Raw genomic sequence first — 12847 nt, forward strand, 5'->3', positions numbered from 1 at the left:
CAGACAAAACGCGATTATGTCCAAGCCGAAGCCGGCGCCCTTGCCCGCAGGCACGGTGGTTGGGGGCTATCAGATCATCAAGCGGCTGGCGGCGGGCGGTTTCGGCGTGGTGTATCTCGCCGAGGATCCCGACCACCATCTGGTCGCATTGAAGGAATATCTGCCCTCGTCGCTGGCCGAACGTTCGCCCGGCGAACTGACCCCTCGCGTCAAGCCCGAGAAGCAACCGCTATACCGACTCGGCCTGAAGAGCTTCTTCGAAGAGGGCCGTTCGCTCGCGCAGATCTCGCACCCCAGCGTCGTCTCGGTGCTGAATTTCCTGCGCGAGAACGAAACTGTCTACATGGTCATGAACTACCTGCAGGGCGACACCCTGCAGGACTTCATCGTGACCGCGCGCGATATGAAGCGCGACAAGGTCTTCCGCGAGTCAACCATCCGCAGCCTCTTCGACGAGATCCTGCGCGGCCTGCGCATCGTCCACCAGCACAAGATGCTGCACCTGGACATCAAGCCGGCCAATATCTTCATCACCAATGACAACAAGGCCGTGCTGCTGGACTTCGGCGCCGCGCGCGAAGTGCTGAGCAAGGAAGGCAACTTCATCCGCCCGATGTACACGCCGGGCTTTGCGGCGCCCGAGATGTACCGCCGCGACGGTAGCTTGGGCCCCTGGACCGACATCTACGCCATTGGCGCGTGCATCTATGCCTGCATGCAGGGCTACCCGCCGAACGACGCGCCGCAGCGCCTGGAGAAGGACCGCCTGTCCTTGAGCCTCTCGCGCCTGCGCAATGTCTACTCGGACAACCTGCTCGAAGTGACCGAGTGGTGCATGTCGCTGGACGCACTGTCGCGCCCGCAGAGCGTGTTCGCGCTGCAGAAGGAACTCGCTCGTGAGACCGAAAGGCGCTACACCAAGCTCAGCTTCAGTGAACGCCTCAAACTCCAGCTTGAAAACCTGAAGTCCGGAGCGAAAGCCTGATGCGATTCAATGTCTTCCAGGTCAGCCGTCGCGGTGGCCGTGAGACCAACGAAGACCGCATGGGCTATTGCTTCACGCGGGAGGCGGGACTGTTCGCGCTGGCTGACGGCATGGGCGGCCACCCGGAAGGTGAAGTCGCGGCCCAGATCGCGCTGCAGACGTTGGCCGCGCTGTTCCAGCAGGACGCCCGCCCGGTCATCGAAGACCCACAGCGCTTCCTGCAGGAAACCATCGTCATTGCCCATCAGCAGCTGCTGCGCTATGCCGAGAGCAAGGGCCTGCACGACACGCCGCGCACGACGGTCGTCGCCTGCATCCTGCAGGGCAACCAGGCCTGGTGGGCGCATTGCGGCGATTCGCGCCTGTATCTCGTGCGCGCCGGCAAGCTGATTGCCCGCACCCGCGACCATTCCTATTCCGAGTTGCAGGAAGCCCTGGGCCGCGTGTCCCGCGGCGGCGAGCCTTTCAATCGCAACGTGCTCTTCACCTGCCTGGGCAGCCCCGGCAAGCCCATGGTGGACTGCCAGGGGCCGCTCATCATGGAGGCCTCGGACCGCATCCTGCTGTGCTCCGACGGCCTGTGGGGCAGCGTGGAGGACGGCGAGATCGTTCAGCACATGGCTGACCAGGCCATTACCGAAGCTGTACCCGAACTGGTCGAGCAGGCCTTGCGCCGCGGCGGTGCGCGCAGTGACAACGTCACCGTGCTGGCCGTCGAATGGGAAGGCGAGGGCGAGCCCAGTGGCGAGACCACGCAGAATCTCGGCAATTCCGGCTTTGCGTCCACCATCCAGGGTGCCCTGGACGCCGACCTTGTCGCCGGCATGGACGACGAGGAGATCGAGCGTTCGATACGCGAGATCAACGAAGTCATCCGCCAATCGGGCCGCGGCGCCAATCGCCGCTAACTCTCCTTTTCTCATGACCAAGACCTTCACGCGCAGCGCAGGCCGCGCTGCCAATCAATTGCGCCCGGTGCGCATCACCCGCGGTTTCACCGTGCATGCCGAGGGCTCGGTGCTGATCGAGTTCGGTGGCACCCGCGTGCTGTGCACGGCCTCGGTCGAGGAGCGCGTACCGCCGCACAAGCGCGGCTCGGGTGAAGGCTGGGTGACGGCCGAGTACGGCATGCTGCCGCGCGCCACCCACACCCGCGGCGACCGCGAGGCCGCCCGCGGCAAGCAGAGCGGCCGCACGCAGGAGATCCAGCGACTCATCGGCCGCTCACTGCGCGCGGTGTTCGACCTGAGCGCCCTCGGCGAGCGCACGATCACGCTGGACTGCGACGTGCTGCAGGCCGACGGCGGCACGCGCACGGCGGCCATCACCGGCGCCTTCGTCGCGGCCCAGGACGCCGTCAACAGGCTGCTGGCCGACAGCAAGCTGTCGCGCTCGCCGATCAAGGACACGGTGGCCGCCATCTCGGTCGGCATCGTCGACGGCGTGCCGCTGCTGGACCTTGAATACATCGAGGACGTGGCCTGCGACACCGACATGAACGTCGTCATGACGGGCTCGGGTGGCTTTGTCGAGCTGCAGGGCACGGCCGAGGGCGTGGTGTTCACGCGTGACGAGATGAATGCGCTGCTCGACCTGGCCGACAAGGGCATCCGCGAGCTGATCGAGGCCCAACAAGCCGCGCTGAAGTGAAGCTGGTTCTTGCCTCCAACAACGCCAAGAAGCTCGTCGAGCTGCAGGCGTTGTTCGCGCCGCTCGGTATCGAACTGGTGAATCAGGGCAGCCTGGGCATCCCGGAGGCCGAGGAGCCCTTTGAAACCTTTGCCGAGAACGCGCTGACCAAAGCCCGCCACGCCGCCAAGCTCAGCGGCCTGCCAGCGCTGGCCGACGATTCAGGCTTGAGCGTTGACGCTCTCGGCGGCGCGCCCGGCGTGCGTTCGGCACGTTACGCGCTGGATGCCGGCGGCGAGAAAAGCGACGCAGCCAACAATGAACGGTTGCTGCGCGAGATGGCCGGCATCGAGGATCGCCGGGCGCGCTTTGTCTGCGCCCTGGTGGCGGTGCGCAGCGCCGACGACCCCGAGCCACTGATCGCCATGGGCCGCTGGAGCGGCGAGATCCTGAAGGCGCCGAGCGGCGAGGGCGGCTTTGGCTACGACCCGCTGATGCACATCCCCGAGCTCGGCCAGACCGTGGCCAGCCTCGGCGCCACGGTCAAGAACCAGCACAGCCACCGGGCGCTGGCCGCCGTGCACCTGATCCAGCAATTCCGCGAGGTCTGGCGGCTTGGCTGAGATCGTCCATCTGATGCGGCCGGGTACGCTGCAGTTGCCCGCGCTGCCCCCGCTCGCCCTCTATGTGCACCTGCCCTGGTGCCTGCGCAAATGCCCCTACTGCGACTTCAACTCGCATGAGGTCAAGGATGGCGCGTTGGCGGTCGACACGGCCGAGGCCTATCTCGCTGCGCTGCGAGCCGACCTCGAAGCGGCGCTGCCGCTGATCTGGGGCCGGCCTGTCATCAGCATCTTCATCGGCGGCGGCACGCCCAGCCTGTTCAACCCCGAGCAGATCGCGCAGCTCATCTCGGACATCCGTGCACGCCTGCCGCTGGAGCCGGGCTGCGAGATCACGCTGGAGGCCAACCCCGGCACCTTCGAGCGCGAGCGCTTCAAGGGCTTTCGCCAGGCTGGCGTCACGCGCCTGTCAGTGGGCGTACAGAGCTTCGATGACGCGCAGCTGAAGACGCTCGGCCGCGTGCACAGCGCGACCCAGGCGCGTGAGGCGCTCACCGAGGCGGCCGGCGCCTTCGAGACCTTCAATCTCGACCTGATGTATGCGCTGCCCGGCCAGACGCTGGACGACCTGTCGCGCGAGCTCGACGAGGCGTTGAGCTTCAATCCGCCGCACCTGTCCATCTATCACCTGACCATCGAGCCCAACACGGTGTTCGCCACGCGCACGCCCGAGCATCTGCCCGACCCCGACCTGGCCAGCGACATGCTGGACCTGATCACTGCGAGGACCGGCGCCACGGGGCTGTCGCGTTACGAGGTCTCGGCCTATGCCCGCGACGGCCACCGCTGCCTGCACAACCTGAACTATTGGCAGTTCGGTGACTACCTGGGCATCGGCGCTGGCGCGCACAGCAAGCTGAGCTTCCCCAACCGCGTGCTGCGCCAGGTGCGCTGGCGCGAGCCGGCGGCCTTCATGGCGCAGGCGAACAAGGTCAGCAACGAACACGAGGTGGCGCGCAAGGACCTGCCCTTCGAGTTCATGCTGAATGCGCTGCGGCTGAAGGAAGGCGTCACGCTGACGCAGTTCCTCGAGCGCACCGGGCTGCCTGTGTCGGCGATTGCGAAAGGCTTGGAGGTGGCCCGTGGCCGTGGCTTGCTGACCAGTGATGCGGCTCGCATCCAGCCAACCGAGCGAGGCTTCGACTTCCTCAGCGATCTGCAGCAGCTGTTTCTTTGAGTCGCTGCTGCAGCGCCGCGACCTCGGCGTGCAGCCAGTCGCAGAAGATGCGCACGGCCGGGTCGTCGCGCAGGGCCTCGGGGTAGACGACCTGGTAGTCACGCGTGGCGTCGTCATCTACGGCGTGAGTCGACAGCCGCACGAGCCGCCCGTCCAGCAGCGCGTCGGCGGCAAACAGCTCGCGCGTCAGGGCCACACCCATCCCTTGCTCGGCCGCCTGGCCCAGCATCGCGGCGTCATTGAAGGTGGCCACAGGCGTTGGCACCGTGCCGGAATGGCCGACCTCGGCAAACCACTGTCGCCACAAATCGGCGTCGCCCATCAGCGGCTGCTGCGTCAAGAGTTCCGGCGTTGCATCCACCAGGCGCTGCGCGAGCAGCGGCGCGGCAACGACGATGTGCGGCGAGTGAAAGAGTGGCTCACAGATCAGCCCGGGCCAGCCGCCACGGCCGATGCGCAGGCCGATGTGAAATCCCTCGCGTTCCAGGTCCACCACCTGCTGGGATGAATGCAGGTCCAGCGTGATGCAGGGCTGCAGGGCTTGCCAGCGCGGCAGGCGGGGCAGCAGCCAACGCTGGGCGAACGAGGGCAGGGCGGTCACTCGCAGCGTCTGCGCGGCGCTCCCATGCGCTTGCGCCGCCGCCAGCAGGCCCGCCTGCAAGGCAGCGAACACCTGTGTCACGCCGCGCTGCAGCGCCTGCCCAGCCGGGTTCAGCGTCAGCCGCCGGCCCTGGCGAGTGAACAGCTCAAAGCCGAGCTGGGCCTCCAGTCCGCGGATCTGCTGGCTGACCGCGCTGTGCGTCAGGTGCAGGCTCTCGGCCGCGGCGCGCAGGTTCTCGGTCTGGGCCGCGGCACGAAAGGCAGCCAGGTAATGAAGGGGAAAACGGTCGAGTGAGGCCATCTGGTAAGCCAATCCAACCAATCAGTGAAGAAATAAGCGCTTTGTGGCGAGGCTCTGGATGCATAGCATAACCAGCACTTGAAGGAGACCCGCCATGATCACTCTGCCCCGCTGGATTGCTTTTGCCTCATTTGCCGCTGTCCTCGTGCTCGCCACGACCGGCGCCCGGGCGTTCACGGATTCGAATGCCGAATTGAAGGAAGCGGCCGCGGAGCGCTCCAACCGCGTCATCGTGACCGGCAAGGCCGAACGGCCCGTGCAGACGGCCTGGGTGCCGACCGCCCCGAAGTCGCTGGACGGTTTCAAGCCGGTTTTCCCGGCTGACCCCGTGGTCGTCGCGCGTCACCGTCCGATGCTGCTGGCCAAGGCCGATGCGCCCGCCAGTGCTGGTAAACGTTGAAGCCCCTCGTCCAAGGATTACCTTGGCCGGGACCGCGCTGCGGCCAGTGGCGCAGCGCTTCGGCAGGCACATCGCGCCCACTGGGCGCAATGTGTCCGGCCTCAGCCCCCAAGGGGACGGCGATGCTTGCCGGATTCGCCGACAAGCACATCGCCCAAGGCGGGCCGGCTAGGGAGCGGCCCGGCGCTCGGCCCGCAAAACGCCTGAAATGAATCGTCAGACGCGGTTGAGCGAGATGCCCGAAGTGGCGCGCAGCCGCTCCAGCACTTTGGTCGCAATCTGGTTCAGCGGCAGCACCTCGTCCGCCGCGCCGGCCGCGATGGCCTCGCGCGGCATGCCGAAGACGACGCAACTGGCCTCGTCCTGGCAGTAGTTGTAGGCGCCAGCGTCCTTCATGACCTTCATGGCCCTGGCGCCATCCGCGCCCATGCCGGTCAGCATGATGCCGATGGCGTTCGGGCCGACCACCTTGGCAGCCGACAGGAACAGCGCCTCGACCGAGGGCTTGTGGCGGTTGATGGGTTCGCCGTCCTGCACGCGGGCGATGTAGTTCGCGCCGCTGCGTTCCACGCTCAGATGCATGCCGCCCGGCGCGATATAGCCGTGGCCGGGCAGGATGCGCTCGCCGTCCTGGGCTTCCTTGACGCGGATCTTGCACAGGCCGTCCAGCCGCGCGGCATAGCTCTTGGTGAAGCCGGGCGGCATGTGCTGGGTGATGACAACGGCCGGGCTGTCGGCCGGCAGGTTGATCAACACGTCCTTGGTGGCTTCGGTGCCCCCGGTGGAGGCGCCGATGAAGATGATCTTTTCGGTCGAGGCCCTGCCGAGGCTGGCCATCGTGACGGCCTTGACCGGGGCTGGCGCGGCTGCACCCGGTGCGGGCGGCGGTGGCGCGCGGCGGATGTGGGCCTTGGACGCGATGCGGATTTTGTCCGTGATGTCCTGGGCCAGTTGGCGGATGCCGTCGGCCACGCCGATCTTGGGTTTGGCGACGAAGTCGATGGCGCCCAGTTCCAGCGCCTTCAGCGTGACCTCGGCACCGCGCTCAGTCAGCGTGGACACCATCACCACTGGCATCGGCCGCAGTCGCATCAGCCGCGAAAGGAAATCGAGGCCATCCATGCGCGGCATCTCGACGTCCAGCGTGATGACGTCGGGGTTGAGGTTGCGGATCATCTCGCGCGCGACCAGCGGGTCGGCGGCCGCGCCGATGCATTCCATGTCGGACTGCCGGTTGATGATCTCGGTGAGGATGGAGCGCACCAGCGCTGAGTCGTCCACCACCACGACTTTGGTCTTGGCCATCGGTGGCCTCCTAGAACAAATCGATGGAGCCGCCGCTGCTGGCGACCGGCTGCACCTTTTGAATGGCTGCCCTGTCCTGCTGGATCAGCGCGTCGTTATTCGTCGGTGCCAGGCGCTTCACCATCGCCTTGCCACTGGCCGGCAGGAAGCAGACCTTGCGGGGGTAGACGTCCATCACGTCCTTGGACACGATGGGGATGCGCTCGAGCTTCAGGAAGTCGATGACGAAGTTGGTGTTGCGCTCGCCGACGTTGAGCGAGTTCATGCCCGAGATGACGGCACCGCCGCCGAAGATCTTTGCTTCCATGCGTGCCTTGCTGGCACCGCGCTTCATCATCTCGTTGATGAGCAGTTCCATGGCGAACGAGCCGTAGCGGCCTGAGTCGCCATTGCCCTCGGGCAGCATGAAGTGGTTCATGCCGCCAACCTTGGCGACGCGGTCCCACAGGCAGGCGGCGATGCAGGAGCCCAGCGTCGTCATGACGAGCAGGTCTTCCTGGTCGACGAAGTACTCGCCCGGCAGGATCTTGACGGCCGCGTTCTTGAAATGCGCGTCGTAGAAGAAGAACGAGGCTTCACCCTGCTTGCGCGGCTGGGCCTTGAGGTGGTTGACCTTGGCCACCGCGACCGGGTTGCCGAGGCCGACCGTGGGTGGCGAGGCGAATGGGGTGCTCATGGTCAGACCCGTTCGTAAATGGTTTTGCCGCGCAGCTTGAACAAGTCGCGGGCTTCGGTGAAGTTCTCCGAATGCCCGACGAAAAGCAGCCCTCCCGGCCGCATGACGCGGTGGATGCGCTCCAGCACCTTGCGCTGGGTTGGCGCATCGAAATAGATCATCACGTTGCGGCAGAACACCATGTGAAAGGGGTCGCCCAGCTGCCACTGCGCGTCCATCAGATTCAGCGAGCGGAACTCGACCCAGCGCTGCAGTTCAGGCTTGACGCGGATCTTGCCGGAGTTGGCGCCGGTGCCGCGCATGAAAAAGGTCTTCAGCCGCGTCGCGTCAAGGCCGCGGGCGTCGGCGTTGTAGACGCCGCGCTTGGCCGTGGCCAGCACGTTGGTGTCGATATCGCTGGACACGAGCTGCACCGAGGCGCTGGCGCCCAAGGCCTCGCTGCAGGTCATCAGGATGGAATAGGGCTCTTCACCGGTGGAAGCGGCGCAGCACCAGATGCGGACCTGCTTGCCGGCCGAACCGTTTGCAAAAGGCTTGAGGTCGTCCTTCAGCGCGTGGAAGTGATGCTCCTCGCGGAAGAAGGAGGTCAGGTTGGTCGTCAGGCAGTTGACGAACTCCTGCCATTCCGCGGCGCCGGACGGGCCGGTCGAGGCCTCCAGCCACTGCAGATAGCTGCCGAAGCTCTTGTGCCCGGTCTCGCGCAGGCGCCGAGACAGCCGGCTGTAGACCATCGCATGTTTGCCGTCATGCAGGCTGATGCCGGCGTGCTTGTAGATCAGTTCACGCACACGGTCGAAGTCGGCCTTGCTGAAGCTGAATTCGTGGTCGAGGGAGTCCGTGCCGGAGGCGAGGTCGGGTGCGGGCATGTCGAAATTCAGATTTGTTGGTGCTCGCAGCAGTTCTGGCGTGGCGCGCCGATTCTGCACCGCAGGGCCTTTTTAAGGCCCCTGGGCCGGTCCAGCATAGTGCAAACAGCCTCCAGGAACGTGCCTGTTTCACGACCTGGGCGCGCAGACGCCGCTGCTAGACTGCCCCGAAACCACAATCCACCCATCCGCCCCCACAGCCACAACCCTTTGGAACAACGCCTGCCCGCCACCCACCTGATCGACGCCGAAGCGCTCGTTCTGGATCAGGCCCTGCAATTGCTGCAGCAGGCCGGCGCATTGCTTCCAGACGAGGCGCCGATGAGTGCTGCCTGGTTGCAGGCCGTGCTGGATGCGCTGTGCGACCTCTCCAGCCGGGATGCGCTGACCGGTCTCGTCAACCGCCGCAGCTTCGAGATGGCGCTGGCCCGCGAGGTCGACCGCGTCGCGCGCTCGGGTGAGGGGGCCCTGCTGCTGATGCTGGACATCGACCACTTCAAGGCTGTCAACGACACCCACGGCCATGGCGCCGGCGACCAGGTCATCCGTGCCGTGGCCTGCGCCGTCGAGCAGACCGTGAGGCCCATGGATCTCGTCGCCCGCGTGGGCGGCGAGGAGTTCGCCATCATCCTGCCCAACTGCGCCTCGCATGTGGGCTTGGCCGTGGCTGAGCGCGTGCGCGAGCGCGTGTCCGAGCTCGCCATCGAGGTCGGCCCGGGCCAGATGCTCAGCGTCACCGTCAGCCTGGGCGGCGCCTTCGCGCCACAGTGGGTGCGCTCATCACCGTTGCTTTGGACGGAGCGGGCCGACCGCCAGCTCTACCGCGCCAAGGCCGAGGGCCGCAACCGCGCCTGCCTCGAACCTCAGATCGACTCCCTGGTCAGCGCCGAAGAAAAGGGCATGTTGTTCGCCTCCCTGAATCTCGAAACGCAACAGGACACCGCATGAGCACGACCTCTGATCCTGCTGCTCCCGCCGCATCTCCTGCTCAGCCGCCGCGCCCGGCGCGCGGCGGTGCGCGCACCCTCGCCGTCACCAGCGGCAAGGGCGGCGTCGGCAAGACCTTCGTCACCGCCAATCTCGCTGCAGCCCTGGCCGCGCGCGGCCAGAAGGTGCTGGTGCTGGACGCCGACCTCGGCCTGGCCAACCTCGACGTGGTGCTGAACCTGCACCCCAAACTGACGCTGCACGACGTCTTCACCGAAAAGGCCACGCTGGAGCAGGCCATCCTGCCCGCGCCGGGCGGCTTCTCCGTGTTGCTGGCCGGCTCGGGCATGGTCGAGTATTCGCGCCTGACTCCCGAAGTGCGCGACAAGCTGCTGCACATCATCGACCTGGTCAAGCCGCGCTTCGACTGGGTGCTGCTGGACACCGGCGCGGGCATCTCCGACGTCGTGCTGTTCGCGATCTCGCTGGCCACCGACGTCCTCGTCGTGGCCACGCCCGAGCCCACGTCGCTGACCGATGCCTACGCCACCATCAAGGTGCTGGCCACCCAGCAAGACCGCCGCCACGTGGGCCTGCTCGTCAACCAGGCCAACCGTGTCGGCGAGGGCAAGCTGATTTGTGGCCAGTTGCAGCAGGTGCTGCAGCGCTTCGTCGGCCCGACGCCGGGTCAGAGCTTCCGGCTTGAGCTCTACGGCGAGGTCAAGGCCGACGTGGCCGTCAAGCAGGCTGTGCTCAAGCGCCAGCTGATGCTGGAGCACTATCCCGGCTGCGACGCGGCCCAGGCCATCAAGGCGCTCGCCTCCAAACTCCTTGGCTGAATCGACTCCCACCACTGCCTTCGAATGGGCAGGCGGCGAGGCGCGGGTGCGCGGGCTCGTGGACCGCTTCTACGACCTGATGGACCTGGAGCCGGCCTACGCGCGGCTGCGCGCGGCGCATGGCGATTCGCTGGACAGCGCGCGCGACAAGCTGTTCTGGTTTTTGTGCGGGTGGCTCGGCGGTCCGGACCACTACATCAGCCGCTTCGGCCACCCGCGGCTGAAGGCGCGGCACATGCCGTTTCGCATCGGCATTGCCGAGCGTGATGAGTGGCTGGCCTGCATGGGCCAGGCCATGCAGGAGACCGGAGTGGACCCGGCCCTGCAGGCCCGGCTGGCCGAGTCCTTTGCGGGCACGGCCGACTGGATGAGAAACGTTTAATCCAGCCTGAAAGCGAAATCCTGCTGGAAGGTCGCATCGCCCTGGCACTGGTAGCCGGAGAGGGCGGATTCCACCGAGCGTTGCAGCGAGCGCTTGGTCTTGCCGTCCAGGGCGCCTTGCATCACGCGGAAATCGCTGCCGACCACGCGGCCGCCGCGCACCGTGGCAACCACTTGCAGCACGGCTTCACCGCTCCAGTTGACGGCGGGGACTTCGGGGCGCGGCATGACCGAGCAGACGGCGCCGGCCGCTCTGAGCCCCGCGTCCTGTTTCACCACAGGGGGCGTTACTGGCGGCGTGCCGGTGCCTGTCGAGCCGCCCGCCGAAACCGTGGGTTCTCCGGTCCGCTGTTCGACGACAACGACATGCGGTGTCTCCTCTGTCCATGTGGGTGGAGGCAACACGTCCGGCTTGGGAACATTGATCAGCGTGGGCTGTTCGGCCTTCTTGATCTCTCGCACAGGTTCCCTTTCGGGCTGCTTGTCCGGGATGGGTGGCAACAGGATGGTGGCTTCCTTGACCCTGGGCGGAGACTTGATCAGCCCGGCGCTCAGCGCGTAGATCCCGGCCAGATGCAGGGCGACAACCAGACCGATGCCCAGATAGCTCTTGGGCTGGGGCGCACGATCGGAAAAGGTAAGGGACATGGGCTCTCCTCGTTGGGGCTGGGAAACCGGATGTCGCGCTGATGGCGGCTTGAGCCCAGACTACTCCGGGCTAACGGCGTCGGTCAATGGCGTTGCACCTCGTGTCGGCCGCGCGACGTGACAGCCCGGTGTTATTCACCGTCAGCGGCGCGTCAGGCCGTTCCGCTGAGCAGCACGATCAGCGCCCCCGCCCCGCCGTCACTGGCGCGCGCCTGCACGAAGGCCAGCACCTCGTTCTTCTGCACCAGCCAGCGCCGCACGCGGCCCTTGAGAACGGGCTCGCGGCCCGGTGAGCCATGCCCCTTGCCATGCACGACGCGCACGCAGCGCAGGCCGCGCCGCGCGCTGTCGTGGATGAACAGCCCCAAGGCCTCGCGGGCCGCATCACGGCGCAGCCCGTGCAGGTCGAGCTGGGCCTGCAGCGCCCAGTGGCCGCGGCGCAGTTTGCGCACCGCCTCGAGGCTGATGCCTTCGCGGCGAAAGCTCAATGTCTCGTCGGTGTCCAGCAGCGTGTCGACGTCGATCTCGTCGGACAGGGCCTGCAGCAGCACCGCGCGCTCGTCCGCTTCGCGCTGGCGCGGCTCGGGTGGCGGTTGCTCGAGGTCGTGGATGAAGCGGTCCATGCTGCGCAGCGGTGTCACCGGGCCGACGGTCAGCTCGAAGACCCGCCTTTCCTGCTCCGCCAGGCGCACGGCCGCGGCGACACGCTCCCGTTCGAGCTCGGCTGCCAGCCTTGCCGCGGCCAACTCGCGGGCCAGCGGTTTCAGGTCGGCCAGGCTGCGCATCGTCTTGACGGTCACAGCAGCCCCCGCTCCGCAAATGACACGACCTCGCCCGCACCGACGACGAAATGGTCGACAACACGCACATCCACCAGGGCCAGCGCCTGGCTGAGATGCTTGGTCAGCAGTTCATCGGCGCGCGAGGGCTCGGCCACGCCGCTGGGGTGGTTGTGGGCGAGGATGGCAGCGCCGGCGCCCAGGGCGAGAGCACGTTTGACGACCTCGCGCGGATGCACGGTCGTGTGGGTCAGCGAGCCCTGGAAGAGCGTCTCCATTGCAATCAGGCGCAACTGCGCGTCGAGGAACAGCACTGCGAAGACTTCGTGGCCCAGCGCGCCCAGATGCAGGCGCAGATAAGTCTTGACCGTGTCCACGTCGTTCAGCGCTGGCTTCTCGGTCAGCTGCTGGTTCAGCGAGCGCCGCGCAATCTCCAGCACGGCGGCGATCTCGGCACGCTTTGCGGGGCCCAGGCCCTTGATTTTGCCGAGGTCCTGCACGCTGGCCGCCAGCAGCCCCGCCCAGCCGCCAAATCGATCCAGCAGGCTCTGTGCCAGTTGCAGCACGGGCAGGCCCTGGATGCCGGTGCGCAGCAGCAGGGCGAGCAGTTCGGCATCCGCCAACGCCTGCGGGCCGCGGGCAAGCAATTTCTCGCGCGGGCGGGCTTCAGGGGGCAGATGGGTCAACGACATAAAATCGGCCGCAGTCTAG

16 protein-coding genes are annotated in these 12847 nt (G+C 66.7%); 9 read left to right on the forward strand and 7 right to left on the reverse strand.

Annotated elements, in window-relative coordinates; all coding sequences use genetic code 11:
• Window positions 1–16: 16 nt before the first annotated feature.
• The 5 genes from ASC91_RS08915 to hemW are packed head-to-tail and all read left to right on the forward strand — an operon-like array spanning window position 17 to window position 4414.
• Entirely contained in the window at window positions 17–985 is a 969-nt protein-coding gene (locus tag ASC91_RS08915) for a serine/threonine-protein kinase (protein ID WP_056195338.1), read from the forward strand.
• Window positions 985–1893, forward strand: a complete 909-nt coding sequence (locus tag ASC91_RS08920; protein WP_056195341.1) for a PP2C family serine/threonine-protein phosphatase — start codon at window positions 985–987, stop codon at window positions 1891–1893. Before ASC91_RS08915 ends, ASC91_RS08920 begins: the two co-directional genes overlap by 1 nt.
• 13 nt (window positions 1894–1906) lie before the next feature.
• Window positions 1907–2635 (forward strand): ribonuclease PH, encoded by a 729-nt coding sequence (gene rph, locus ASC91_RS08925; RefSeq protein ID WP_056195344.1) that lies wholly within the window; start codon window positions 1907–1909, stop codon window positions 2633–2635.
• A complete protein-coding gene (gene rdgB / locus ASC91_RS08930) occupies window positions 2632–3237 on the forward strand; it encodes an RdgB/HAM1 family non-canonical purine NTP pyrophosphatase (RefSeq protein WP_056195346.1) in 606 nt (201 codons plus the stop codon). The genes rph and rdgB overlap by 4 nt, the downstream gene beginning before the upstream one ends.
• Before the next feature lie 13 nt (window positions 3238–3250).
• Window positions 3251–4414 (forward strand): radical SAM family heme chaperone HemW, encoded by a 1164-nt coding sequence (gene hemW / locus ASC91_RS08935; protein ID WP_082532636.1) that lies wholly within the window; start codon window positions 3251–3253, stop codon window positions 4412–4414.
• On the opposite strand, the gene ASC91_RS08940 is transcribed toward hemW, so the two are convergent.
• The gene (locus ASC91_RS08940) at window positions 4386–5315 is read right to left on the reverse strand and encodes a LysR substrate-binding domain-containing protein (RefSeq protein WP_056195351.1); all 930 of its coding nucleotides are present in this window, start codon (window positions 5313–5315) and stop codon (window positions 4386–4388) included. The two genes, hemW and ASC91_RS08940, sit on opposite strands and share 29 nt — an antisense overlap.
• Window positions 5316–5409: 94 nt before the next feature.
• On the opposite strand from ASC91_RS08940, the gene ASC91_RS08945 reads away from it, so the two are divergent.
• Window positions 5410–5715 carry a hypothetical protein gene (locus tag ASC91_RS08945; RefSeq protein WP_056195354.1) on the forward strand — a complete coding sequence of 102 codons (306 nt, stop codon included), beginning with the start codon at window positions 5410–5412 and terminating at the stop codon, window positions 5713–5715.
• Between the two features lie 216 nt (window positions 5716–5931).
• Here the strand turns inward: ASC91_RS08945 and ASC91_RS08950 are convergent, their stop codons facing one another.
• From ASC91_RS08950 to ASC91_RS08960, 3 genes are read right to left on the reverse strand one after another with little or no spacing between them, the layout of a single operon-like run.
• Window positions 5932–7020, reverse strand: coding sequence for a chemotaxis response regulator protein-glutamate methylesterase (locus ASC91_RS08950; protein WP_056195356.1), 1089 nt, complete (start codon window positions 7018–7020; stop codon window positions 5932–5934).
• 10 nt (window positions 7021–7030) lie between these two features.
• Window positions 7031–7696 carry a chemoreceptor glutamine deamidase CheD gene (gene cheD / locus ASC91_RS08955; protein ID WP_056195359.1) on the reverse strand — a complete coding sequence of 222 codons (666 nt, stop codon included), beginning with the start codon at window positions 7694–7696 and terminating at the stop codon, window positions 7031–7033.
• Window positions 7697–7698: 2 nt separating this feature from the next.
• Window positions 7699–8562 (reverse strand): CheR family methyltransferase, encoded by an 864-nt coding sequence (locus ASC91_RS08960; protein WP_056195362.1) that lies wholly within the window; start codon window positions 8560–8562, stop codon window positions 7699–7701.
• Window positions 8563–8772: 210 nt separating this feature from the next.
• Between ASC91_RS08960 and ASC91_RS08965 the strand changes: the two genes are divergently transcribed.
• Genes ASC91_RS08965 through ASC91_RS08975 form a run of 3 tightly spaced genes read left to right on the forward strand, consistent with a single transcriptional unit; the run spans window position 8773 to window position 10710 of the window.
• Complete coding sequence (locus tag ASC91_RS08965) at window positions 8773–9510, forward strand: GGDEF domain-containing protein (protein ID WP_056195365.1); 738 nt, start codon at window positions 8773–8775, stop codon at window positions 9508–9510.
• Window positions 9507–10328 carry a MinD/ParA family protein gene (locus tag ASC91_RS08970; protein WP_056195368.1) on the forward strand — a complete coding sequence of 274 codons (822 nt, stop codon included), beginning with the start codon at window positions 9507–9509 and terminating at the stop codon, window positions 10326–10328. The genes ASC91_RS08965 and ASC91_RS08970 overlap by 4 nt, the downstream gene beginning before the upstream one ends.
• Window positions 10321–10710: a group II truncated hemoglobin gene (locus ASC91_RS08975; protein ID WP_157281372.1), complete on the forward strand. Its 390-nt coding sequence runs from the start codon at window positions 10321–10323 to the stop codon at window positions 10708–10710. The genes ASC91_RS08970 and ASC91_RS08975 overlap by 8 nt, the downstream gene beginning before the upstream one ends.
• Here the strand turns inward: ASC91_RS08975 and ASC91_RS08980 are convergent.
• The 3 genes from ASC91_RS08980 to radC form a co-directional block, all read right to left on the reverse strand.
• The gene (locus tag ASC91_RS08980) at window positions 10707–11357 is read right to left on the reverse strand and encodes a hypothetical protein (RefSeq protein ID WP_056195376.1); all 651 of its coding nucleotides are present in this window, start codon (window positions 11355–11357) and stop codon (window positions 10707–10709) included. The genes ASC91_RS08975 and ASC91_RS08980 overlap by 4 nt on opposite strands.
• A gap of 152 nt (window positions 11358–11509) precedes the next feature.
• Window positions 11510–12157 carry a Smr/MutS family protein gene (locus ASC91_RS08985; RefSeq protein ID WP_056195378.1) on the reverse strand — a complete coding sequence of 216 codons (648 nt, stop codon included), beginning with the start codon at window positions 12155–12157 and terminating at the stop codon, window positions 11510–11512.
• Window positions 12154–12828, reverse strand: coding sequence for a DNA repair protein RadC (radC, locus tag ASC91_RS08990; protein WP_056195380.1), 675 nt, complete (start codon window positions 12826–12828; stop codon window positions 12154–12156). Before radC ends, ASC91_RS08985 begins: the two co-directional genes overlap by 4 nt.
• Window positions 12829–12847: the final 19 nt, after the last annotated feature.

The organism is Pelomonas sp. Root1237 (assembly GCF_001425055.1).
Taxonomy (GTDB): domain Bacteria; phylum Pseudomonadota; class Gammaproteobacteria; order Burkholderiales; family Burkholderiaceae_C; genus Pelomonas.

Coding starts and splice junctions, on each gene's coding strand:
- ASC91_RS08915 (WP_056195338.1), top strand. CDS start 17: ATGTCCAAGCCGAAGCCGGCGCCCTTGCCCGCAGGCACGGTGGTTGGG.
- ASC91_RS08920 (WP_056195341.1), top strand. CDS start 985: ATGCGATTCAATGTCTTCCAGGTCAGCCGTCGCGGTGGCCGTGAGACC.
- rph (WP_056195344.1), top strand. CDS start 1,907: ATGACCAAGACCTTCACGCGCAGCGCAGGCCGCGCTGCCAATCAATTG.
- hemW (WP_082532636.1), top strand. CDS start 3,251: ATGCGGCCGGGTACGCTGCAGTTGCCCGCGCTGCCCCCGCTCGCCCTC.
- ASC91_RS08940 (WP_056195351.1), bottom strand. CDS start 5,315: ATGGCCTCACTCGACCGTTTTCCCCTTCATTACCTGGCTGCCTTTCGT.
- ASC91_RS08945 (WP_056195354.1), top strand. CDS start 5,410: ATGATCACTCTGCCCCGCTGGATTGCTTTTGCCTCATTTGCCGCTGTC.
- ASC91_RS08950 (WP_056195356.1), bottom strand. CDS start 7,020: ATGGCCAAGACCAAAGTCGTGGTGGTGGACGACTCAGCGCTGGTGCGC.
- cheD (WP_056195359.1), bottom strand. CDS start 7,696: ATGAGCACCCCATTCGCCTCGCCACCCACGGTCGGCCTCGGCAACCCG.
- ASC91_RS08960 (WP_056195362.1), bottom strand. CDS start 8,562: ATGCCCGCACCCGACCTCGCCTCCGGCACGGACTCCCTCGACCACGAA.
- ASC91_RS08970 (WP_056195368.1), top strand. CDS start 9,507: ATGAGCACGACCTCTGATCCTGCTGCTCCCGCCGCATCTCCTGCTCAG.
- ASC91_RS08980 (WP_056195376.1), bottom strand. CDS start 11,357: ATGTCCCTTACCTTTTCCGATCGTGCGCCCCAGCCCAAGAGCTATCTG.
- radC (WP_056195380.1), bottom strand. CDS start 12,828: ATGTCGTTGACCCATCTGCCCCCTGAAGCCCGCCCGCGCGAGAAATTG.